This is a genomic window from Moritella viscosa (assembly GCF_900120065.1).
GTDB lineage: Bacteria > Pseudomonadota > Gammaproteobacteria > Enterobacterales > Moritellaceae > Moritella > Moritella viscosa.
The window spans coordinates 98,244-122,998 of record NZ_FPLG01000047.1; the positions used below are offsets into that span (position 1 = coordinate 98,244).

Sequence of the window (24,755 nt, forward strand, 5' to 3'; positions counted from 1 at the left end):
TTTTAATTTTAAAGTTTTGTTTTTATGATGTTTTTTTTATATCTTGTATTTCCTATTAATTTGATTTTCAAGGTATTATTTTTTATAAAAAAATTAAATAATTTATTGGGCATGATGAGGTGGTTTATATGGTTAGCGGTGAAGATAAATCTATCGAAATTAGAATAATAAAAGAGTGGAGTGAATTTGAGGCTTTGAAAGAGGATTGGCAAAACCTTCTTGAACAGTCTGATGCGAATAATATTTTTCTAACCTGGGAGTGGATGGATAGTTGGCGAAAAAGTCAAAGTACAGCGATTAATCTACTTGTAGTCGTGATTAAAAATAGTCAACAGACCCTCGCTATTGCCCCTTTCTACATACAAGAATACCGATTAGCTAATTTATTAACATATCAATCTTTACGGTTTGTTGGTGATCACTGCTCTGGTTCTGAATATTCGAATTTTATTGTTAAAGCAGAGAGGAGCTGTGAGCTTAAAAGCATGCTTTGGGAGTCTTTGCTTAGTCCTAGTATTAAACCCTATTGGGATTTTATTTGGTTTACTAATGTTGCATCTTGGACTACTGGAGGTACAACACTATTAGAGTCATTAGAAGCTTCTAAATCTCTCTATTATCATTACCGAACTGTTGAGTTTGCTCAGGTGGCGTTAGGAGGGCTAACAGCAGAAATACTACCTAGCCTATCTAAGAGTCTGCGTACTAATATACGTCAAACTAGCCGTCGCTTAGATAAGATTGGGCCTTGGCAGGTTGAAGTTAGCCATGAATTTGATGATATTGGGAAGCATCTTGAAATACTGTTTACATTACACAATAAACACTGGCAACATCTAGGTTTAGGCTCCTTTCAGCGGCGTCCTGAGTTAGTTGATTTTTACCGTGACTTTGTTCCTTTGGCATTACAAAAAGGCTGGCTAAGGTTACTCAGACTTGAGAGTGAAGGTGAAATACAGGCTATGCAACTTGGATATATGTATAACAACCAATTTTTAGCCATACAAGAAGGCTATAACCCTGATTACTTATCAGGAATTGGGCAGGTTTTACGCTATTTTTCATACAAAAAGTGCAAAGAAGAAGGCGTGTATTGTTATGATTTTCTTGGTGTTTATACAGACCATAAAAGACGTTGGCTTGCAGAAAAAAAACACGGTTTAAACCTTTTTATTTGGCATAGAAAAATGAAGAACTTACCTTTTGAGGTTAAACAGATTTGGCCAACAGGGCGCTATTTAACGTTAATATAATACGTTATTAAATCCAAGTTACTATAGTCATAAATTGCTTATTACCAATGGTGTTACCTTTTGAAATCAATGTATTAATCGCTGTGCGCTGATGGTAGCTACGACTTATCCAGCCTAAAGATGTATGGTCGGTATCTTCATGCCATTTACCGCTAACTATTTCATGAGTTAAGTTTTTGGGCAGGCTGATGCGTACTTTATTACTATTTAAGTAAAGGGTACAAATGTTACCTTTTATTTTAATATTACTGCAATTTTCTGATAGATGAAAATATAACGCAATATTATGATTGCCTTGGGACTGTATTTTATCTGTTATTGCTAAACGATTTCTTTGAGTATTCAAATCTAAGTGACGTTCATGAATAAGTGGCGATGAGAGTCGTTGGTAGCCATTATGAAAACCAGCTACCTGTCCTCCTGATTTAGTGGGATTCCAGAGAGTGCACTGCGCTTGTGCATGTTGCTCCCACATAAATGGACCTGTCATGACCGACTGATCTAATCCATCAATTTCGAGCGTATTATGTGCTTGCGTTTTTCTAAACTGATTACGCCAACGTGGAAAGCTATAATAATCGTATGTACCAGTATCAACGAATAGATCTTTGCCGTTTAAACGCATCACTAAGCTTAGTGCATCGGCATGACCATGGGCTGCAATCGATGTGTAGCCTAGCTCTGCGCAATCGAATAAAATACTGACTTGATCATTATTATTTACACTACCGGCTTGTAATAAAAAATAACTGGATTCTGGGAATTTTCGAGAAATTAAATCTGGTACTTCTTGTAAAACCTTGTGTTCACGCTCTATGCGTTGATTGAATAACCAAAATGCAGACTCACAGGGTTTTCGGTAATTGATACGAAATATTTGATTGTCATAAAGGTGGGCGGCCAAATCACAAAGTGCATTTATATCATGGACATGATTACCAAGATCAAGCGCATAACCATCGTCTTGATCACCGACCATGGGATAATTTTCTCCTCCTTGTGCAATTAAAGCAATAAATGCGGCTAATTTATTTAGCGTATCTTGGTAGACTGATGAAAAGTTATCTTTTTGCCAATATCCAACCTGTGATGAGAACAGGTAGAGCTGAAATACAAAAAATTGATAACTGAAGCCGTGCTCTTTTGAGCATCCATCAGCAAAGGTTTGCGCTTGTATTTCAGTTTCTAAAACATGTTTACTTTTATGGCGCCAATGATTAGCATTTTTTAACATTGAAAAATAACTACTGGCTATATAGACACCTGCGGCTTCTCCAACTAAATGGTTGTTAGCAGAAGAGCCTTGTGAAAACTTACTACTTACATCACGACAATGAAGGTAGACGCTATTTAATACCTGTGTTTTAAAGTTACCAACAAAAAGCCCTGAGTCGAGAATAAGATCAATTGCCCACACCCAATTAATCATTCTTATACCTAATTCAAGGGGGCTTTTCCAATTCATGCCGTAGCCGTAAGGGTTAGCATCTAGCCAGCTTGTTAGTTGAGTAACGACACTTTGTGCATATTTTATTTCGCCAGTTATTTTATATGCGCGCGCTAATACTACAAATTGATGGTGGCGGTTAGGCTCCCAAACTAACTTGCAATCGCCATTTTTACTTATGTCACGATAATTAACAGACATGATAGCCGCACGACTTGTTTGTTGACCTGTTGCATGATCTTTATGCCAGTTGATAGGGGTTTCTAAATGTTGCTCTTGTAAATCAAAATAACTGAGTTTATGTTGTATGATTTTATCTGCTTTGTTAAGTAGCGCTTGTCGCCACTCAGGACAAAAGGCTGATATATCACCTATAAATACGTTAAATGGAGGGGTGAATTGTGTATTTTCTTGGTAGTTATCATGAAATTCTGCTTGCGATACGAGGTTCATACTCACTCGTAGATGTTCATAAAGTGCTGAGGATAATGACGTTACACGCCAAGTGATTTCTTTTCCGGACATCGTTTTAACGCGTTTTATATACCAAGATAGTGCTTGCATAGATTCTTCTTATATTGATTTGTTCATGTTGGTCGCTTGTGAGCTAAAGAGAGTGACAAAATCAGTCATCGTTTTTAAGGCTCGCGTTTCATTTTCATTACTGTAATCAATTGCAATCGCAATGAGTGTCGCACCAGGTTGGCCCTTAATCGCGGCTTGAACCTCATGCCATTTAGCTGTTTTTTTATCGGCTATAAAGTGGCTGTCGACTAAGTACCAATAGGCAATTAAACGAGAACGTTGGTTGTCTTTTTTGAGCGTGATTAAATTGACCTGCTTAAGAGAGGTGGAGTTTAATAGGGTTGTTTGTTGCTTGACATTGAGCCAGCGATTTTTATCAAAGAGGGTATTTCCAACAAAAATAATTTCTTTCCCTTGTCTTTGTCGAGCGTAATTTGCCAAGTAAACTTGCAGTAAATCATCACCTTGTAAAAAATAATTAAACTCTTCGCTAGTCGCACCGTGTGAAATGGGGTACCAGTTTTGACTCGTTACATTATTTAATGATAAGTGTGTATAGGATGGGATCATAGGTAGAGTGAATTTATAATGAGGGTCGAAGCGGGAGGGGAGTATTATTGTCGCAGCCGCAAAAAATAGAGTGATGGTCGATACTGCGAGTAAATACCATGCACTTATTTGTTGTGGTTGCTTTATTACTTCCTTCTGCTTGCTATTTTGAGGGGATTGTTCACCAAAATAGGTGTTTCCTGCAATGATGACAGGTATGAAGCAAGCTGCAAAAACTAACCAGCCGAATGTTAAATGGTCTTGGATGATAAAATGCTGCATCGCGGTTTGGCTTCCGACGATGATGATAGCTGTAATACGGATCCAGTTAGCGATGACTGCAACTATTATAGCTAAAGTAAAAAAAATGGCCGTTGCTCGCCGAGATAGATGATTAATTTGCGCGACAAAAACAGCATATAAGGCAGAGGCTAAGAAGAAGCTCAGTCCGGAACAGGCTTCTTCAACCATAAAAATGCCATTGGGTGTTATCAGCTTATATCCTTGCCTAATTATTTCAAATCCTAATAGATTTACACCATGGAAACTTACCCACGTAGATATATCTCTTAGCGGTAGTTGTAATATATTCCAGATAGGTAGTATTAATAAAATCATCAGCAAAGGCAGTAATAGCTTAGTGACAGATTGAAAACCAACAAAAGAAAGCAATAACGCTAATATGACAAGAAATAAGCTAAGTATTTGTAGTTGACCAATGCTGGCTAGATTGGCGACTAAGAGTAATAGGCTCGTTGCTATGAGTAGACCCAGGGCGAATAGGTTACTTTGCGGTGATGAAAAATCCTCTCTTTTTGTCCAAAAAACATATATTGCAAGTGCTAGCCCTAATAGACCATGATTATAAGCGCCAGTACTCCACCACTCCTCAATGAGATTGACAACTACAATTGAGTTAACCGCTAACACAAATAAAAAATTAAACAGGAAAAATGAGATTAATATTTTTCGATTATAGGCCCTCATAGGATGTTCCTAATATAATCATTTTACTAATAGGTAAGTTATTATTAATACGCAGCATTGCTTTTGGTATCGCGTAAGGTGTTGATACTAAGTCATAAACCATTTTTTAACTTTTATTGTAAGATTTAAATACACTTGTAAGAGTAGCGTTGTTGAGTTTAGTTAAGGATATTATTATTCGCATCATTAAAGCATCTGTTTGAATAGTTTCACATTGTAAGAGACTGTTTTTCTATAATTAATTGTATGAAAATAACTGGGCTACGATCATTTAGTCTGATTACTAACAATGCATAGGCATAGTGACAAAGCTTGCACTATGCTTGTGAGAATGTCATTACATGCAAATCCTTGTTGCTCTTAAATCGAATGATTAACATCGAATTGAAGTCGAATTTGTGATTAAGGTGGTTATTAATGCTGTTATTTGAGGAGTGTGAGCGTTATTCATCTCTTTCTAAATTTGAGGTGTCACAAGAATATGTCAATATATTTGGTATCAAGGTTCATGCCTTAACATCTGTGCTGGCCTTAGATAATATTGACCGAGCCATCAAAAATAGGCAATCACTACACATTGGTATGTTAAACGCGGCTAAGATTGTGAATATGAAACGTAACCCTGCGTTAGATAAGGACGTCCGCGCTTCGAATATGATCCTTGCTGATGGCTGCTCTGTCGTCAAAGCAAGTAAAATACTGAGAAAAACATTACCAGAACGTGTTGCCGGTATTGACCTGATGCATGGGATTTTAGCGCGAGGCGATAAAAAAGGTTATCGGATATTCTGTTTAGGTGCAACGCCTGAAATTGTGGCTAAAACGGTCACTGAAATAGAACGGCAGTACCCTGGTGTGGTAATTGCGGGTTCGCAACATGGTTACTTTACTGACAGCGAAGAAGCAACCGTTGCACAGACAATTGCAGATTCCAATGCGGATGTTTTATTTGTTGCTATCACCTCTCCAAAAAAAGAACAATTTATGGTTCGCTGGAATAACACCATGCGTGTACCTGTGGTTCATGGCGTTGGTGGCTCATTTGATGTACTTGCAGGTAAAGTTCAACGAGCGCCGCTAGTATGGCAAAAATATGGTATGGAATGGCTGTATCGAGTGAAGCAAGAGCCTGCGCGGTTGTGGAAGCGTTATTTGGTCACCAACACCTTGTTTCTCGCAATGTTAGCCAAAGAAATATTTTATCCGAGTAAACCTCTTTAGTCACTTGAATTAGCTATCAATTCTTACTGATGAAAATTATGCAAAATAAAAAACAACAACTTATCTATTTAGCTGCGGCTAGTCATTCTGGTACGACTATGACGGCAATGTTATTAGGTGCCCATCCTGATTTATGCAGTGTTGGCGAATTAAAAGCAGTACATTTAGGTGATAAGGAAAGCTATTTATGTTCTTGCAAAAAATTAGTTGCCGAGTGTAATTTCTGGCAAGGCGTTAGTGAAAATATGGCGAATAGAGGACAAGAGTTTTGCGTTTCTGATGCTGGAACGGATATCCGAACTGGGGCAACGCCGTACATGCTCAGATTACTTAAGCCGTTAGTTCGCTCTCCGGTTATGGAACTAATAAGGGATTGTTTGCTATTACTGTCACCAACATGGCGTAAACAGCTTCCAAAGTTACAACAACGTAACGCCGATTACATCTGCGCTGTTGCTGAACAGGCTAGAGCACATACTGTTATAGATTCGTCAAAAATTGGTATTCGCCTTAAATACTTACTAAAAAATAAAGAGCTTGATCTTAAAGTGATTTGGGTTGTTCGGGATGGAAGAGGTGTCTCATTAGCATATAAGGACCCTTCGAAATATGCGGATGCTAAAGATCCTCAATTTCGAGGTGGTGGTTCTGGTAAAACCCAAGAAAGCCGGCGAGGTGTTGATGTCGGTGCTCATGAGTGGGTTCGCTGTAATCAAGAGACTCAAGCTGTACTCGCGACGATGGATAAGCGTAAGTGGATTAAAGTACATTATGAAGATATTTGTAATAACACTGAAGAGACTCTTGATAAATTATTTGAATTTATTGGTGTTGACTCAAAGAATAAACGTTTGGATTTTAAAACTGTAGATCATCACGTGGTTGGCAATGGTATGCGTTTAGATGAAAGTGAAGAGATAAAACTAGATGATCGATGGAAAGAGGAACTTAGTGACACTGAGCTCGTTAAGTTTTCCCAAGTAGCGGGTGAATATTGTCATTCACTTGGCTACTTGGAATAAAGTGAATGGAAACAAATTCAGGCGCGCCTAGAAAAGAAGATCTTACAGGACAGGATCGTTTTGCATGGAATCTTTTGGTGAGTTGGAGTAGCCAGCTTGTTCTTGTTTTTTCTGGTTTTATTATGCCTAGACTCGTGGATGATAAAGTTGGGCAAGTCGCATTAGGTGTCTGGGATTTTGGTTGGTCTTTTGTTAGTTACTTAACTCTAGTAGGGCTAGGTATGGGGGCATGCTTTAACCGTTATATTGCAAAACACCGTTCTGCAGGGGAGTTTGTTTTATTAAATAAGGTGGCAAACTCAGCTGTGTTCGTACAAGTTATTTTTTCACTTATTACTGTTCTATGTACTGTTTTGTTTTATGTGTTATTACCCCATTATTTTAGTGATGCATTAAAAGAAAATACGACAACAGCGCAATGGGTGGTGCTTTTTTTAGGCTTTAGTGTCGCTGTTCGGATGCTAACAGGTTCTGCATGTGGACTGTTGACGGGATACCACCGTTGGGATATTCATAATGCATTACATGCAGGCGACAGTATATTGTCATTAATATTGATGGTTTCTGCACTACATTTAACAGAATTAGGTGTCGTGGGGATGGCGCTAGGCTATTTAATTTCGACAACTGTTTTTGAAGTGCTTCGTTTTATTTCTGTGGGAAAAGTATGTAAAGAATTTCATTTTGATTTACGTATGGTGAATTGGTCAACGTGTCTAGAAATGTTGATATTTGGTATAAAAAGCATGCTGTCTAATATTCCCCCCCTCATTCTATTACAAACGATTAGTATAATGCTGGTTAGTGTTACGGGGCCTGCTGCTTTAGCTGTTTTTGCAAGGTCTATGGCATTAACTAAGCAAATTTCAACGTTCATGACGAAGTTTACCTTAATGTTAACTCCGACTACGGGATCCATGCTTGGAACCGGTGATATTAAAGAAATTAAGTATCTTTTTATTAATACCACGGCACTTAGTTTTGCATTCACGTTGCCGAGTTTAGGTTTTTTGTTTATTTATGGGGATGTTATTTTACAATATTGGATGGGCAATGAGTATGCGCAATGGCCGTTGATCATGATTTTAGCTGCAGGACAGTTGCTGCCGATGGGGCAGGATACCTCAATCCGAATACTGATGGGGATGAATCGACATGGTGTCATTTCTATCGCAGCTTGCATTGCAGTATTTGTTATCTTTGTTATCGGCCTGCTTTGGACTGGTCTTGATAACTGGGAACTGACCACTGCCGCTATATTATTTGTTGTACCCATGAATATTGTTTACGGCTTTATTATCCCTGTTTATACATGCAGACAATTAAAGCTACCATGGTTAAATTATGTCTATTGTAGTTTTATCAAGCCTGTTATATACGCCACTCCATTTTTAGGATTCATTTTTTGGTCGCGTCAAGCCTTTGATTCGGATGATAACAGCACAGCATTAGTCACTTTTTTATTTGCTAGCATTGTCACGAGTATTATCTATTTCATATTTTTAGTCCCTAAAAATATGCAACATAAAATTATCTCCTGTTGTAAATTTTAATCATATATTTTGAAATGAAATTATTAATAAGGTTGGTTAAATATGGATGTTAGTTTACGAAAATACCCCTATCCTTATAGAGCTATGTTATCTATTTGCAGTGATTTAGATGAAACTCCGAATAAAGAGATCTACTTTGAAACGGCGCGATATTTAAATACCAGCGAAGATACCTTACTTGGAAAAGGCGTCGATTTAGAAGTGGGTAATACTATTTATTTTGATATGCCTGATCATAATTTTTCTTATACAAATGCGGATGATGATGGACGAAACAAAATACAGTTGTTAATTGAGTCTGGGCATATTGACTGTTTGCATTCGTTTGGTGATTTTGTTGACTCTCGATCTCGTATAGAAGTGTGTTGGTCGGAGATTCAAAAAGGGGAGCGAAAAATCGAAGTCTGGATCGACCATGCGCAAGCGCCAACGAATCTAGATCACGATATTATGCAGGGGAGTGGGTCTATAAAAGGGGCTAAGGCATACCATACAGATCTTACTGTACAAACTGGCGCACTTCCCTTTATTTGGAAGGGAAGGGTGACGAGTATTGTTGCGCAAAATACAAGACGATGCTACGCCGGTCTTTTTAATAAGGGCGATAAGATACAGTCGATAAAAACCATTCTACTCGAATTTATCAAAGGTTGGTTAGCACGCTTTGGTAGTAAAAAGTATGCAATGCATAAAGATAATAAAGTATTACGAAGAGCACTGTTATTAGATGGAACTAACGTCATAGAATTTATGCGTTGCAACCCATCTTGGGGTGGTGTTTCTGTTTTTGATTCTGTACGCGGTATTGATCAGGTATTAACGAAACCAGTGCTAGACACTCTAGTGAAAAATAAAGGCTGTAGTGTCCTTTATAGTCATTTAGGTAAGGTTTTTAGTAAAGAAGTACCGTTTCAAGATAAAACCCGAAATGCTTTTGAGTTGTTAGCAAACTATCAACGTCATAAACAAATACTCACGGCAACCACTCGCCGATTATTAGGCTACAACCGTACGATTGAAGAATTGTGTTTTGACGTGAAAATGATAAATGGTGAAACTCATATTTATTTAGAAACTGTGTATGCTGGCGAGGATCTGAATGGCTTAACTTGGTATGTAAGTGAGCCTGAGAAAACATACTTGTATGTCAATGGAGTTAAGTATGAAAACTTAATCATTAATGAAAAAGATTATTTAGGAAAAATGAGCATATCAATTAAATGGGAGTGTTTAACTTTCCCTAATATGGATATTTTAGATGAACGAGAAAAGTAAAGCCAATATTTGCCAATGTTGCTATAGATATTTATTAAGAATCATCCTAGTTTTTCATTATTTTTTGGTTAAATTGTTTAAAAGATTACCCCACAAAAAACACGTTCAACAACCTTTTAAAATATTAGCGACAGGAACATTTTATTCTGACCATTGGTTGATAACACATTTACGGCCAATGGCTAAAGCATCAAATTGTGAACATTTAAAAATGATAGCATCTACACCAGTACCTGAAATGCATAATGTATGTGGTGCGTACGCGCCTTCATGGTTATCTAAACTGTTCGGTAAGGTGGCTTCGCGTTTAATTTATTTCTCATGGGTAGCTATCAAAGAAAGACCTGATGTACTTGTTGGATTCCACATTTTAGTTAACGGCTTGTTTGTGGTCATTTTAGCTAAGTTGATTGGTGCTAAGTCTGTGTATATTTGTGGTGGTGGTCCTAGGGAGATTAGCCGTGGAGGAATAGAGACTGAAAATCGAATATTTAATCGTATTGGTAAAGAAGATTTTTTTATTGAAAAATTACTTGTTGAGGCTATTAAGGAGTTTGATTTAGTGGTTTCGATGGGTACTAGTGCAATCGAATTTTTTAAAGAAAGAGGCATAAATAGTCAATTTGAAATAGTACCTGGTGGTTTTGATGCCACTATTTTTATGCCTAACCAAGAGATAGAAAAAAAATATGATTTGATTTTTATTGGCAGACTTTCTGAAATAAAACGTGCAGACAGATTATTAAAGGCAATAAAGCTAGCGAAAGAAAAACTACCAAATTTAAATGCAGTTATTGTTGGTGATGGACCAAGTAAGAAAGAATTGCAAAGGCTAGCTCAAAAATTACATATAGACGCAGATATTCACTTTGTTGGCTGGCAAAACAATGTGCACACATGGTTACAAAAATCTCGGTGCTTTGTTTTAACTTCAGATTCCGAAGGCTTATCACAAGCTCTTATACAAGCAATGATGTGTGGATTACCTGCTATTACTTCTGATGTCGGAGATTTAGGTGATTTACTACAAAATAATGAAAATGGATATTTAGTTACTGAATTATCGACAGAGGAATTCTCGAATAAGTTTGTTCGGTTGTTAATAAATGATGAACAATATAAAAAGTTTTCTGATCATGCGTTACAAAATACACGTAAATTTTCAGTAGAAAATGTTGAAGTACAATGGTCTAAAATATTTTCTGAATTTTCTAGTAGTCATTAACCAGGCTTTAATTATGATAAGAATTACTCTTTTAACATTACTTATTAGCTACTTATCTGTTTATGCATGGAAAGATTGGTTCCGTGGTGCTTGTTGGTTAGTATTATTAATATCTGTCTTTCAACACCCCGATATGCCGAAGTCAATTGCAGGGATATCTGGTTTTAATCATTGGAATTTTTTATTTATTAATGTTTTTATGTCTTGGCTCTGTGGGCGAAAAAAAGACAATATCTCTTGGGATATGCCATCCAAAATTAATATTTTACTTTGCCTTTATTTTATATTTATTTTTATAAGTGTACTGCGATATTTCGCTGATATAGAAGGTATCTCTTTATACTTATCAGGTGATTCAGGAGGCATGTATACAGTAAATGAATATTTAATTAATTGCGTGAAATGGGTTATCCCTTCAATGATTATTTTTGATGGGTGCCGAAGTCGGCAGCAGTATAATTTCGCATTAATGACCCTTATGCTGATGTTTTTTCTACTTGCATTACAAGTAATACAAGCTATGAAATTTGGATCATTAACAATGAGTGGGGAGGCGCTACAACGTAAAGCGTTAAAGGTGATTTCTAATAACATAGGTTTTCATCGAGTTAATATGTCTATGATGATGAGTGGGGCTTTTTGGGCCATTTTTTGTCTTAAAGAGTATGTTAGTAGTAAAACTTATTTATTTTTAATTATACCTGCTTGTTTTGCGATCCTGCTTGCAATAGCGATGACTGGAGGTCGTGTAGGTTATGTTACTTGGCTTGTCTTAGGTGCGATTATATGCTCAATGAAGTGGAGGAAGTATTTGTTGTTTGCACCAATTGTACTGTTTTCTATTATGCTGGCTGCGCCTTCAGCTCTAGAGCGAATTAGTCAGGGGATTCTGAAAAATAACTCAGGAGTAATCAAGACATTTACAGATATTGACTTTGCTGGTGGGCAGGTTGATACGCACTCAATGACCTCTGGGCGAACACTCGTTTGGCCTTTAGTATGGGAATCTATTTTAGACGAACCGTTAATTGGTCATGGCAGACGTTCAATGATTCGATTAGGTATTACCCGTCAGATAATTGAAAGGCATGGGGTCGGGGAAGTATTCCCACATCCACATAATGCTTATTTACAATGGGTGCAAGATAATGGTTTTGTAGGGGCTGTACCAGTGTTTTTATTCTATTTTATCGTACTAAAATATTCTTGGTCTCTATTTAGAGAGAAGGTTGAAAATATTTATATCGTAACGGGTGGCGTCTGTTTTTCATTCGTTGCTGCATTTTTATTAGCTTCTATAGGGAGCCAGACTTTTTATCCTAGGGAAGGTGCTGTGGGGATGTGGGTTGCGATTACCTTAATGTTAAGGGTATATGTTGAGAGAGATAGGGTAAATTCAAATGATAAAAGTGAATTAATATGTCCTTCTGAGGCTGTGCATCATAGGTTTTTTGTAAAAATGTAGTTTACCTACCTTTATTACTCATTATTTTTTGTTGTAAACGGGCGGATCAGATTAGATTTTTTGGTGATTATCAACTTTAATATATAGCAGTGAAAAATGAAATTATAGTTAATTAATAACTATTGTGGATGGATATTATGTGTAAAAAATTAGAACTTAGAATTTTATCTTGGTTTGTTAGTATATTTTTTATAACTTATGGCGCTGCAGCAAGCATATTACCTCTTAGTGTACCTAATCCAATGTCGACATGGGTTGATAGCAGTTATCAAGGGGAGGTTATTCACCCTATTACAGGTGAAGCGCCTGTGTCATGGCAAGCCGCCAAAAATATGGGATTGCCCACTTATTATATTGATTCAACTCATGCTTCGGCTACAGATAAAGATAATCCTAACGGCTCGCCAGGCCAACCTCGATTAACTATCAGTGAAACGACTTATCCAGAAGGGTCTTATGTAGAAATTCATGGTGGGCCTTATAGTGGTGGGGGCCAAATTATTTTTAAGGCAAATGGAACGCCTGGGAAACCAGTGTGGTTTAGAGGTGGGAACTCAACTAACAAAGCAATTATTACAGGTGAAATAATTGCTAAAGGGCAGTATCTTTTTATTGAAAATTTAAAATTTGAAAATAGAAAATCATTAAGCTTACGTACACACGATAATAGCTCACTGTCTAATGTTGTGATTAGAAATTTAACTTTTACTGGTGATGGAATTGGTTATGGGAGTGGTAGTGCTATACCGATTTATAGTAATTCATCAGCTAATCGGTTTCATGATATTTTACTTTATAATAATGAAATTTCTTTTTTAGGGAATGATTATGACGATAGTGAGACTTCATTAGGTGAATCACAGGAAAATGACTATCACGGTATTCACCCTGATATAAATGTAGATAGAGTTTGGATTTTTAATAATAAAATTCACAATTTAGGTGGTGATTCAGTACAAGTTAGTAGAGCTTCAACGAGTGATAATAATCGACCCAGCGATGTTTTTATTATTAATAATGAATTCTATAGTAATTTAGAAAATGCAGTCGATGTAAAAACAGCAAATAACACCTTAATTATGGGTAATGTTGTATATGATTGGCGACAGCATAGAGGGAATACCTCTACAGGTGCAGCAATCGTTGTGCATAACAAAGCTAAAAATACTTGGATTGTTAATAACTATATATCTGATGCCGTTGATGCCGTGATAGTTTCGGATAGTTCTGTTGAAACTTGGGTTATTGGTAATGTTATACATAATATTAAGCATTCAATATGGGACGAAAATTGGGCCTCTAGTAGTATTTATTCAACAGGGTCTGCGATTCACTTTCGTGGCGGTAGTAAGGGGGGAGCAATAAATAATACAATAATAAATACAGATAAAGGGTTTGAAGGTGAAGGCTCGAATTTAATTTTTATAAATAATATTATTGTAGAAAGAAATGAAAGCAGTGCATATGATCTCTATATTGGCACTTCAAATGCGGGTAACAAAATTACGAATAATCTAATCTACCACTCCAAATTTAATTATAAATTTAAGAATACAATGTGCCTTGTCTGTATTTATGATCCCCCTAAATTTATTAATGGTAGCTTTGAAATAAGCCTTTTAAGTCCTGCGATAGGTTCTGGAACAATGATTAATTTTATTTTAAATAAATATACTGCAATCTTTTCTACAACTTTAGATAAAGATATAAAAGGTGGTGTTCGCGTGATTGGAGGTATTGATATTGGGGCATATGAGAATCAAAATTTGACAGGTGAACGGACGGGACGTCCCAATCCTCCTGAAATATTGGGTATATCTATCAATTGATTAGCATAACTATCATTAAATATATTAATGGACTTATTATTAAACGATGGCGGGTAATGAAAAGGAAATAACATGACGAGACCAAAAAAAATAGCATTTATTAAGATGGCTAGTTTTTCTCATACCAATGAAAAATTACTTGATGCATTGCAAGTTAAATTTCCCTCCTATGAATTTGATGTAATAGATGTAAATGATTTAATCAGCCGTCGAGACCCGTTGTGCTTACTTGTTGCATTTTTTCAATACAAAAAGGAAATTTTATTTGGTAATAAGGAATTAATGAAATGTAGGACGCGTACAAGTTTTTATATGAAGAGAATTCGCCTGAAAATATTGAAAAGATTAGCACAAGATCAATATTTATTTACTTTTCAAACTCAATCATTGTTCGATGCAAGTACTGATTCAGTTCCTCATTTCTTATATACAGATCATACCCATTTAGCTAATTTATTCTACCCCGGATTTGATCCAAAGCAGTTGTATCGAGATAGTTGGACTAACGCTGAAAAACAGATTTATCATCATGCTACGATTAACTTTACTATGAGTCGTCATGTTTTAACATCCATTGTTGAGCAATACAGGTGTGATCCGCATGATGTTGTAATGGCTCGATGTGGTAGTCATATTAATCCCCCTGATAATGTTGACTATTTAGAGCAGCGTTATGAAATGAAAAATATTCTGTTTGTCGGGGTTGATTGGGAACGAAAAGGAGGACCTAGGTTAATTGAAGCATTTAAGTCTGTTTTAAAGGTCCATCCTGATGCTAGATTGACCATTGTTGGTTGTTCTCCTGATGTTGACGTCGAAAATTGTAAAATTGTTGGCGCAGTACCGTTGGCTGAGGTGCAAGATTATTACTTACAAGCATCATTGTTTTGTTTACCAACAAGAAGAGAGCCTTTTGGGATTGTGTTTCTCGAGGCGTTTGCTCATAAATTACCTGTTGTTTCTAATGATTTAGGTGCGCTTCCTGATATTGTTCAAGAAGGCGTGACGGGTTATTTGGTTGGATGTAATGATACAGATCTATTAGCACAGCGTTTGATAACCTTGTTGTCTGAACCTCACAAATGTAAAGAGTTTGGCAGTCGGGGTTATGCATACTTTCTTGAGAATTATACTTGGGAAAAAACAGCGGCAATAATTGCTCACCACATAAACGTCGTACTTGAAAGTAAAAAGGGGTGATAGTGAAATCGTTATTAAAAAAATATATTCTCTATTTTCTTAATTTATTTGGGATGTTACGATATTTACACTTTAAAAATCGTCATCACATTACAGTAATAATGTTACATGGTGTTATGACTAGCCATAAAAAAGTTACTTGGAATCCACTAAGACCTCAACTGCCTCCAAACGAACTACGGCGAACACTTCAAATTCTCTCTCGTTATTATCAATTTATCACCATAGAGCAATGCGTCGATATGTTAGAAGGGAAAATACCATCAATTAATAATGCACTACTTATTACCTTCGATGATGGTTATCGTAACAGTATTGATTATGCATTACCTATTTGTCAGCAGTTTGGTATTAAACCTGTGTTATTTGTTGCCACTGGACATATAGATTCAGGACTTCCATTCTGGTTTGATCGTTTAGATTATGCATTGCAGCAAAACATGGGCGAATTAATATCGCTTGAATATCAAGAGAACATTTATACTTTTGATGCAAGATCCCGTCGAGATTTACAAACGAGTTTTAAGCGATTTAGAGACACTTGTAAGCAAAGATTTACTGATGATATAGCAATGAACCAGTTATTCGATTCGCTATCTGAAATGCTGGAATTACGTTCAGGGAAAGCACTACGTGATATCTGTGCGAAAGATGATTGGTCTGGTATCGTTTCTTGGTCATTATTAAGAGAAGCTGTAAAAAGTGGTAGCTTAGATATCGCTAGCCATACTACTGATCATTGGCGACTAGATAGTTTGTCCGAATCACAAATATTGTCACAATTACAAAAATCAAAAATGCGTATCGAGCAAGAGTTATCCATACACTGTCGCTATTTTTGTTATCCTAATGGTAATTATAATAGTCTCTCGATTAGCCTGCTTAAACAAAATGGTTATCGCGCAGCGTTCTCAACAAACACTGGATTGTGCAAGGCTGAGGATGATTTAATGAAATTAAATCGCTTTAATTTCCCCTCAAATAAAACAGAATATGAAATTATTTATCAGCTTAATCGCTAGGCATATTCTATATTTAGGAAATACTGAAATAGAATTCGTTAGATATTGACACCATTTAATGACTTACTTAGTAGTGAATATATTACTACTTACTTAATTCAAGGTTAAAATATCATGGCTAATATTTGTCTTGTGGCGCATTTTGCATACGGTGCAGTTAAAGGGGGGAGCCAAGGTTCTATTGGGGGGGTTGAAAGACAAACCAGTCTGATGGCTAAATGCTTAGTGGAAAAAGGTCATAATGTCGCTTTATTGACTTGGACTGAAGGGGGCGTTGATGATGAAGTCGTCGATGGTATTCGTGTGATAAAAATCTGTCCTCAAGATTCAGGCTTGCCAGGCGTTCGCTTTTTCCATCCGAGATGGTCCGGGTTAATTAGAGCGATGAGACGTGCTGATGCTGATGTCTATTACCAAAATTGTGGGGAATATATTACCGGACAGGTCGCGATGTGGTGTAAAGCAAATAATAGGCAATTTATCTATTCATTGGCTAACGATGCCGATGCCGATCCTAGTTTTCCAATTATGCATACGTTAAGAGATCGCTGGCTGTATAAGTATGGCTTGTTAAATGCTGATAAGATCATTGCGCAAACTAAAACACAAATGAATTCATTGAAAAAAGGCTTTAATTTAGACTCTTCGGTTATGCCTATGCCATGCCCTGATGATAGTGATTATCAACCACTAGAGTGGTATACAGATAAGCCGACTATACTTTGGGTTGCACGGATTCATGAAAGTAAGCGCCTAGAGGTTTTATTGCAGGTTGCAGCTGAATTATCTGAATATAATTTTACTGTCGGGGGAAGCCCGAGTAAAGAAGATGTATATTCACAAAGGTTAATGGATACAATGAATAAAATGGAAAATGTAACTTATTTGGGTATGGTTGCACGGGCTGATATGCCTGAACTGTATCGTTCGAGTACTATATTTTGCTGCTCTTCTAAGTATGAGGGTTTTCCGAATACCTTTTTAGAAGCTTGGAGCCAAGGCTTACCAATTGTTTCCACATTTGATCCTGACTACCTAATACAAGAAAGAAATCTTGGAATAAGTGCTGCGAATAAAGATGATTTAGTTTCAGGTATTCGTAAGCTTTGTTCTGAACGTACATTATGGCTAGAGTATTCGTTTAACGCCCGTCGGTATTATCAAGAAAATCATTCTGTTGATCACGTAATGGATGAGTTTGAAAAGATCTTTATTAACCTTGCAGCTCAAGTTTAGATGGCTTTCTCATGGCGTTACTAAAACTTGCATTTGTTACACAATTCCCTGCTGATACTAATCGTCCTTTCGGTGGTGTTGAAGCCGTGAGTGTTAACTTAGTTCACGCACTATCAGCATTTTCTGATCTAGATATTCAGGTTGTGACCCTTTGTGCGAAAACAAAGAAAATAACGAAAAATAACTGGGGGAAAGTGACAATTCACCGCCTGCCTAGGCCTAAAGGTAGTGAGTTAATTAATGCGGTTACTAAAAGTAAGGTGCTGATTGCTGATTATGTGAACACGTTAGGGCCTGACTTAATCCATGCTCATGATACTTATGGCATTATGATCAATGAATTACCTATGCCTAAAGTGTTTACTGTACATGGTTTTATTTATGCTGACACTTTACTCGCAAATGGCAGGTTCAAACGATTAAGATCAAAATTATGGGAATATATAGAGAAGGGGAGTTGGGCAAAGCAACCAAATATAATTTCAATTAGTCCTTATGTGAGAGAGAGAGTTTCATCTGTTTCTTCCGCTATGGTCTATGATATTGATAACCCAATTTCAGACAAGTTCTTTGCCTTAGTTCGTAGTGAAAAAGTAGGCACTATTTTTACCTCAGCCGTGATCTGCTCACGTAAAAATACATTACAGTTGGTGAAAGCTGTGGGCTTGTTGGTTGGTGCTGGATATAATGTGCAGCTTAGAATTGCAGGTAGCGTGGGCAATAGTCTTTACGCCAAAGAACAGCAGAAATGGATATTAGATAATAACCTTACTGAACATGTTCATCTGCTGGGGAGAATATCTACTGAAGAAGTAATGAAAGAACTAAGTCGTGCATCAATTTATGCATTGACCTCTTTAGAAGAAAACTCGCCAATGGGTATTGAAGAAGCGATGGCGGCAGGTGTTCCTGTTGTTACTTCAAATCGATGCGGTATGCCTTATATGGTAAAAAATGGTGAAACAGGTTACTTAGTTAACCCATTTAATGAACAACATATTGCGGACAAGTTGAGAGAGATTTTAGATAGTAAAGAATTACAATTAGCAATGGCTGCGAAGTCTAAAGAATTAGCGCTAGATTTGTATCATTCTGATAATGTGGCGAGGCGAACTCATGCTGTTTATCGCGATATTTTAACCAATGTATTACCTTTTGATTGAACCTTTCTCTAGTGTTAAGTCTTATTCAACAGTACAAGTGATTGACCTGAACTTAAAAAGCCCTGAATGCTTCCGCGTCCAGGGCTTTATTCATTCTTTAGGTATTTGTTAAAGATATCGCTAAGATTATTAACGTTAGCGATATCAGAATAAAGTAACTGCTAATGGTCTGCTGCGGCTCCTGCACCACGAGGGAAGCGTAGGTTATCAACCAGTTGTTGAATATGTAACGGTGCATCACCTGTGACTTTGGTAACAATGAAAGCAACTGAGAAGTTAACTATCGCACCAACTACACCAAATGCATTTGGTGAAATGCCAAAGAACCAGTTTTCTTCCATACCGCCGAGGAATGATGTACCAGGGATGAACATAATACCTTTATGTTGGAATACATACAGCATAGTGACACCTAAACCGGAACACATACCAGCAACAGCTGCTTGGCCATTAATTTTCTTAGAGAAAATCCCCATCATTAGCGCTGGAAACAGAGAGGAACCAGCTAAACCAAAGGCGAGGGCAACTGTTCCTGCGGCAAACCCAGGCGGATTAAGTCCGAGATAGCCTGCAACAATGACTGCCATTGTCATGACAATACGGCTGGCTTTTAGCTCACTTTTTTCCGATAAATTCGGGACTAATATGCCTTTCATTAAATCGTGAGATATCGCTGATGAAATAGCCAATAACAGACCCGCAGCCGTTGATAGTGCAGCCGCTAAGCCACCTGCTGCAACCAGTGCTATCACCCAGTTTGGTAAATTTGCAATGGCAGGATTTGCCAGTACCATAATGTCACGGTCAACTTTAACCATTTCATTTTTAGCTGGGTCAGCTACATATTGGATTTTACCATCACCATTTTTATCTTCAAATTTCAATAATCCTGTTTTTTCCCAATCTTTAAACCATTGTGGACGCTTTTCATATTCAAGCGGTTGACCAGCCGTTGGTTCAATTGTGTTCATTAAATTGAAACGTGCCATTGCACCTACTGCAGGCGCTACAGTATAAAGTAAGGCGATGAATACTAATGCATAACCTGCTGAAGCGCGTGCATCTTTAACCGTTGGAACAGTAAAGAAGCGCATAATTACATGGGGTAAACCAGCTGTACCGATCATAAGTGACATGGTGTAAGCGAACATGTTTAATGTGCCCCCCATGTTATCAGTGGTATATTGTTTAAATCCAAGCTCGGTAACAACCATATCGATTTTATCAAGTAGATACACACCACTACCGTCAGCAAGGGTACTGCCTAAACCGAGTTGAGGAATTGGATTACCTGTCAGTTGTAATGAAATAAATACTGCTGGGATAGTATAAGCAAAGATAAGTACACAATATTGCGCGATTTGTGTGTAAGTGATCCCTTTCATACCGCCAAGTACCGCATAAACCCATACTACAATCATCCCTATGCCTAAACCTAGGTCGTAATCAACTTCTAAGAAACGAGAAAAAGCAACACCAACCCCTTTCATTTGACCGATAATATAGGTTACTGACGCGACAATTAAACAGACAATGGCAACGATGCGTGCTGTCTTTGAATCATAACGGTCGGCAATGAATTCTGGCACAGTAAACTTACCATGTTTACGCATGTAGGGAGCAAGTAGGGTAGCAAGGAGTACAAAACCACCCGTCCAACCCATTAAGAAGACTGAACCGCCGTAACCTAAGAAGGCAATAAGACCTGCCATTGATAAGAATGATGCGGCACTCATCCAGTCGGCACCAATCGCCATACCGTTTTGTAATGGGCTAATGCCGCCACCCGCAGCATAAAAATCACTGGTTGTTTTAGCACGTGCAAACCAAGCAATAGCAAAATAAATGGTAAATGAACCAAATACGGCGATATAGGTATAGAGTTTTAATTCACTCATTTATTCTTCCTCAACGTTATGTTTTTTGTCCAGTTTATTCATCTGCACTGCATACCAAAATACCAAACCAACAAAGGTATAAATTGAACCTTGTTGCGCGAACCAGAAACCGAGTTTATATCCGCCAAGTCTAAACTCATTCAACTGCTCGACGAATAAAATACCGCAGCCAAATGACACGACAAACCAAATAACTAAACACGTTAATATGAGTCGTATATTAGCTTGCCAATAGGCGTTTTCTTGTTCCATATCCTTTCTCCCAAAAAAAACGATTAAATCTTAGTAAGTAAATTAGATAGTGGTTGATCACCTTAATAAGTTGTCCTTAACTTGAATGACAAATTGTTGGTGCTCGCAACTAGCATGTTGTAAATCTATCAATCTTTAAAAATTAACCCTATACAACTTTCGTCTATATATTATTTCAGGGCGTTGACGATTTAGAGGTAGATAGGTTAAAACTAAACATATAAAGCGAGTGGGTAGACTTTAATTAGCGTTCTTTGATTAACGGGTAGGGATTGAGATATGAATGCAGCATTAAACGATATGGTTGATTTTATTAAAATCATTCCTCCTTTTAATTTGTTGAGTGATCAGGATTGTCACCTCATTGCTAAACGCGTTTCAATTGGTTATTACCGAAATCAATCAAAGTTAGAAACACTGCGCGACGATCAAGTCATGCTTTATCTGGTTAAAAAGGGCGTTGTGGCTTATTACAACGAGATAAACGAACTTCAGGCTAAGTTTTCTGAGGGTGATTTGTGTAGTGTATTATGCCAAGAAAATATAGAGGAATTACAGATAACCTTACGGATTGAAGAAGATAGTTTAATCTACTCTATTGATTTCAAAGTATTGCAGGAATTACTGATTGACTACCCTAATGCGTTACAATTTTTATTACAAACGGCTCCGCAGCGTTTACAGAATAAAATGGGAGCGGTAAGTGAATCTGCATTGATTGCGTCTAGTCTGACCAATGCGCCAATTATGGATTATTACAATAGTCCTGCAATTACGATATCAAGCCAAGCAAGTATTCAAAATGTTGCAAAATACATGACAGAAAAAAATGTATCTTGTCTTGTTATTATGGCTGATGGCTACCCTGCGGGGATAGTGACAGATAAAGACATTAGACGACGTTGTGTTGCTACAGGATTGAGTAGTCAAGACCCTGTTACAGAAATTATGACCGAGAAAATGGCGACAATTGATATCAACCTGTGTGGACATGACGCTTTAGCATTGATGATAAGTCAGCGAATTCATCATTTGCCAGTGACAAGTCATGGGGTGTTAGTTGGGATGTTAACGGCTACGGATTTAATGAATCAAGAAGGCCATCATGCAGTAAATTTAAGTTCTGTGATCCATAAAGCAAGTTCTGTCGATGCTCTGGTTGAACTTAGTTCGATGTTACCTAAACTACAAGTAAGCATGGCTAAACTGGGCGCTAGCGCAGATTATTTAGGTAAAAACATTAGTGCACTGACGATGGCATTTACTATCCGGTTGATAGAATTAGCAGAACAAAAATTAGGGGGAGCTCCGGTAAGTTATGCTTGGTTGTGTGCGGGTTCACAAGCGCGGCAGGAACAACTTGTTTATTCAGATCAAGATAATGCGTTAATCATTGCTGATCATGCTACCCCTGAACAAGAAGGCTGGTTTGAAGCTTTCGCCCATTTCATCTGTGATGGTTTGGCGGCCTGTGGTTATATTTATTGTCCGGGTAATATTATGGCGACGAATCAGCTGTGGCGACAAAAAAAGCAAGTTTGGCAAGGGTACTTTACCGATTGGGTGACGCAACCTGAACCTCAAGCATTGTTGAATAGTTGCGTGTTTTTTGATCTCACTACTGTGCATGGTGATAGTTCGTTATTGCAAGATGTTCGTCGTAATATGCTCATACAAACCCAAAAGAACACCTTATTTTTAGCACATTTATCTCGGAATGCCTTATTACAGAAACCACCATTAGGTTTCTTTCGTGATTTTGTACTTATTCATGATGGAAATAACAAAAAAGGTCTCGACCTTAAGCATAATGGATTGGCTCCTATTATTAATTTGGCTCGCATTTACGCGCTGGCTGAGGGGATTGAAGATGTTAATACGATCATGCGATTAAGATTAGCGGCGGGTACGCCATCATTAAGTCGAACTGAGTCGGCTAACTTAATTGATGCGTTTGAATTGTTAGGTATGTTGCGCGCAGAGCATCAAGCCAAGCAGATAGAAAAAGGTGAAGAGGCTGATAGCTATTTGTTACCAAAAGAGATATCTCGATTAGAACGCGAACATTTAAAAGATGCGTTTAAAGTCGTTAAAGCAATGCAAAACTATCGCCAAATGGTTTAGCAGTAGGTCAACTAATAAGGATGTGTGATGAATCTTATACAATCTTTCTTTAGCTTGGAAAAACAGCGAAAGCGATTATTAACTAAAGCGCCGGAAGGGGCGTTGAAGCAGTATTTGAGTGTCCCAATTATCGATCTTGATAAGCCTATCATGCACAGTGATATTTTAGCTGTCGACTTTGAAACTACAGGGCTAAATGCAAAACATGATGATATTTTGAGTATTGGTTATGTTGAATTATCAGGAAACCAAATTAGGTTGGGTAGCTGTTATCACCAAATTGTTGCTGCGCATTGTGCACTCGAAGAGAAGAATGTCATGATACATACCATTACAGATCAAGAGAAAGCTGGTGGGCGGCCATTAGCCAGTGTGGTCGAAGACTTATTAACCGCATTGGCCGGAAAAACAATGCTGGTCCATTATGCTCAAATTGAAAAAACATTTCTCGAACAAGCCTGTATAAAACTTTATGGGATGGCACCTGTTTTTCCTATAATTGACACGCTAGTATTAGCCAAAAAACGACATGATAGATGCAGCCAAGCTTATGCGCCATCTACACTGCATCTCAGTAATTTACGTGATGAATATGGCTTACCACACTATCCTGCACACAATGCATTGAACGATGCGATTGCCACTGCGGAACTATTTATGGCAAAAGTGCAATATTCAGAGCACAAAGGAAATACAAAACTTAAATCTTTGATCTCTACTGCTTTTAGTTAGCTAGTTATGTCGTTGTTTAGCTCTAACTGAGCAAGTTAAGTTCGTCACAGTTTGATTACATGGCGTCATGTATAGTGGGGGAAATTATTTGTAGCAACACATGGATGAATATGCACGTAATGCCAGAAAAAATCATCATTGCTGACGATCACCCTCTATTTCGTCAAGCATTATTGATTGCATTAAAAGAACAATTTAAAACGACGCATTGGCTGGAAGCTGAAACTGTCGAAAGTGTTAGTGAGTGCCTTATTGCTAACGAAAATACTGATTTATTGTTGTTGGACCTAAACATACCTGGTGCACATGGATTCGATCACTTAATCCGTATCAGAAAACAATACCCGAATATTCCTGTGGTTGTGATTTCTGCTTACAGTGATGAGGCTATCATAAGTAAAGCAATGCAGCATGGCGCATCGGGTTTTGTGCCAAAATCTGAATCCGTACCGACAATAATTTCGGCTATTAGTCAGGTTTTAGCTGGTCAGTTATGGGTTCCTGGATCATATGAAAGAATCAAAGAAGAAACGAATAGCACAGCCGATGAAGCGATTGCGAGTTTAACCGTTCAAGAGTATCGAATATTAATGATGTTTTCTGAAGGACTCCTTAATAAGCAAATTGGGGATAAGCTTTGTGTCGCTGAAGCGACGGTTAAAGCCCATGCGAGTGCTATTTTCCGTAAGTTAAATGTGCGGAATCGGACACAAGCTGCAATGATGTTGGGTCAGTTGGACGTCGTAGAGTATAGTAATAGCTTAAAGGAATAAGTGC

Annotated in this window: 19 protein-coding genes; 15 read left to right on the forward strand and 4 right to left on the reverse strand. The window is 37.5% G+C overall.

Annotated elements, in window-relative coordinates:
* Positions 1-128: 128 nt before the first annotated feature.
* Positions 129-1,253, forward strand: a complete 1,125-nt coding sequence (locus BT797_RS07550) for a GNAT family N-acetyltransferase (RefSeq protein WP_075471551.1) — start codon at positions 129-131, stop codon at positions 1,251-1,253.
* Between the two features lie 7 nt (positions 1,254-1,260).
* Here BT797_RS07550 and BT797_RS07555 read toward each other — a convergent pair whose 3' ends face one another.
* Together BT797_RS07555 and BT797_RS07560 are read right to left on the reverse strand one after the other, a co-directional pair.
* Complete coding sequence (locus BT797_RS07555) at positions 1,261-3,264, reverse strand: alginate lyase family protein (RefSeq protein ID WP_075471553.1); 2,004 nt, start codon at positions 3,262-3,264, stop codon at positions 1,261-1,263.
* A gap of 9 nt (positions 3,265-3,273) precedes the next feature.
* Positions 3,274-4,761: an exosortase C-terminal domain/associated protein EpsI gene (locus BT797_RS07560; protein WP_075471554.1), complete on the reverse strand. Its 1,488-nt coding sequence runs from the start codon at positions 4,759-4,761 to the stop codon at positions 3,274-3,276.
* A gap of 417 nt (positions 4,762-5,178) precedes the next feature.
* Here BT797_RS07560 and BT797_RS07565 point away from each other — a divergent pair, with 417 nt between their 5' ends.
* The 11 genes from BT797_RS07565 to BT797_RS07615 all read left to right on the forward strand — a co-directional run bounded on the left by BT797_RS07565 (position 5,179) and on the right by BT797_RS07615 (position 18,972).
* On the forward strand, positions 5,179-5,982 hold the full coding sequence (locus BT797_RS07565) for a WecB/TagA/CpsF family glycosyltransferase (protein WP_082293682.1): 804 nt from the start codon (positions 5,179-5,181) through the stop codon (positions 5,980-5,982).
* Between the two features lie 38 nt (positions 5,983-6,020).
* A complete protein-coding gene (locus BT797_RS07570) occupies positions 6,021-7,004 on the forward strand; it encodes a sulfotransferase domain-containing protein (protein WP_075471556.1) in 984 nt (327 codons plus the stop codon).
* A 5-nt stretch (positions 7,005-7,009) separates the two neighbouring features.
* On the forward strand, positions 7,010-8,557 hold the full coding sequence (locus BT797_RS07575) for a lipopolysaccharide biosynthesis protein (RefSeq protein ID WP_045110211.1): 1,548 nt from the start codon (positions 7,010-7,012) through the stop codon (positions 8,555-8,557).
* A 42-nt stretch (positions 8,558-8,599) separates the two neighbouring features.
* Positions 8,600-9,832, forward strand: coding sequence for a hypothetical protein (locus BT797_RS07580; RefSeq protein ID WP_045110212.1), 1,233 nt, complete (start codon positions 8,600-8,602; stop codon positions 9,830-9,832).
* A complete protein-coding gene (locus BT797_RS07585) occupies positions 9,816-11,057 on the forward strand; it encodes a glycosyltransferase family 4 protein (protein ID WP_045110213.1) in 1,242 nt (413 codons plus the stop codon). Before BT797_RS07580 ends, BT797_RS07585 begins: the two co-directional genes overlap by 17 nt.
* Positions 11,058-11,070: 13 nt before the next feature.
* Complete coding sequence (locus BT797_RS07590; RefSeq protein ID WP_045112508.1) at positions 11,071-12,522, forward strand: O-antigen ligase family protein; 1,452 nt, start codon at positions 11,071-11,073, stop codon at positions 12,520-12,522.
* Positions 12,523-12,659: 137 nt separating this feature from the next.
* Positions 12,660-14,351 (forward strand): right-handed parallel beta-helix repeat-containing protein, encoded by a 1,692-nt coding sequence (locus BT797_RS07595; protein ID WP_075471558.1) that lies wholly within the window; start codon positions 12,660-12,662, stop codon positions 14,349-14,351.
* 72 nt (positions 14,352-14,423) lie between these two features.
* Entirely contained in the window at positions 14,424-15,551 is a 1,128-nt protein-coding gene (locus BT797_RS07600) for a glycosyltransferase family 4 protein (RefSeq protein ID WP_052678308.1), read from the forward strand.
* Between the two features lie 116 nt (positions 15,552-15,667).
* Complete coding sequence (locus BT797_RS07605) at positions 15,668-16,573, forward strand: polysaccharide deacetylase family protein (protein WP_244534148.1); 906 nt, start codon at positions 15,668-15,670, stop codon at positions 16,571-16,573.
* Between the two features lie 114 nt (positions 16,574-16,687).
* Positions 16,688-17,809 carry a glycosyltransferase family 4 protein gene (locus BT797_RS07610; RefSeq protein ID WP_045110216.1) on the forward strand — a complete coding sequence of 374 codons (1,122 nt, stop codon included), beginning with the start codon at positions 16,688-16,690 and terminating at the stop codon, positions 17,807-17,809.
* A gap of 11 nt (positions 17,810-17,820) precedes the next feature.
* Entirely contained in the window at positions 17,821-18,972 is a 1,152-nt protein-coding gene (locus BT797_RS07615) for a glycosyltransferase family 4 protein (RefSeq protein WP_045110217.1), read from the forward strand.
* Between the two features lie 161 nt (positions 18,973-19,133).
* On the opposite strand, the gene BT797_RS07620 is transcribed toward BT797_RS07615, so the two are convergent.
* Positions 19,134-20,870 (reverse strand): sodium:solute symporter family protein, encoded by a 1,737-nt coding sequence (locus BT797_RS07620; protein ID WP_045110218.1) that lies wholly within the window; start codon positions 20,868-20,870, stop codon positions 19,134-19,136.
* Positions 20,871-21,122: a DUF4212 domain-containing protein gene (locus BT797_RS07625; protein WP_045110219.1), complete on the reverse strand. Its 252-nt coding sequence runs from the start codon at positions 21,120-21,122 to the stop codon at positions 20,871-20,873.
* A gap of 279 nt (positions 21,123-21,401) precedes the next feature.
* Here BT797_RS07625 and BT797_RS07630 point away from each other — a divergent pair, with 279 nt between their 5' ends.
* From BT797_RS07630 to BT797_RS07640, 3 genes are all read left to right on the forward strand, one after another.
* Positions 21,402-23,246, forward strand: coding sequence for a DUF294 nucleotidyltransferase-like domain-containing protein (locus BT797_RS07630; protein ID WP_075471560.1), 1,845 nt, complete (start codon positions 21,402-21,404; stop codon positions 23,244-23,246).
* A 27-nt stretch (positions 23,247-23,273) separates the two neighbouring features.
* The gene (locus BT797_RS07635) at positions 23,274-23,978 is read left to right on the forward strand and encodes an exonuclease domain-containing protein (RefSeq protein WP_045110221.1); all 705 of its coding nucleotides are present in this window, start codon (positions 23,274-23,276) and stop codon (positions 23,976-23,978) included.
* A 110-nt stretch (positions 23,979-24,088) separates the two neighbouring features.
* Positions 24,089-24,751 (forward strand): response regulator, encoded by a 663-nt coding sequence (locus BT797_RS07640; protein WP_045110222.1) that lies wholly within the window; start codon positions 24,089-24,091, stop codon positions 24,749-24,751.
* The last annotated feature ends 4 nt before the right edge of the window (positions 24,752-24,755 follow it).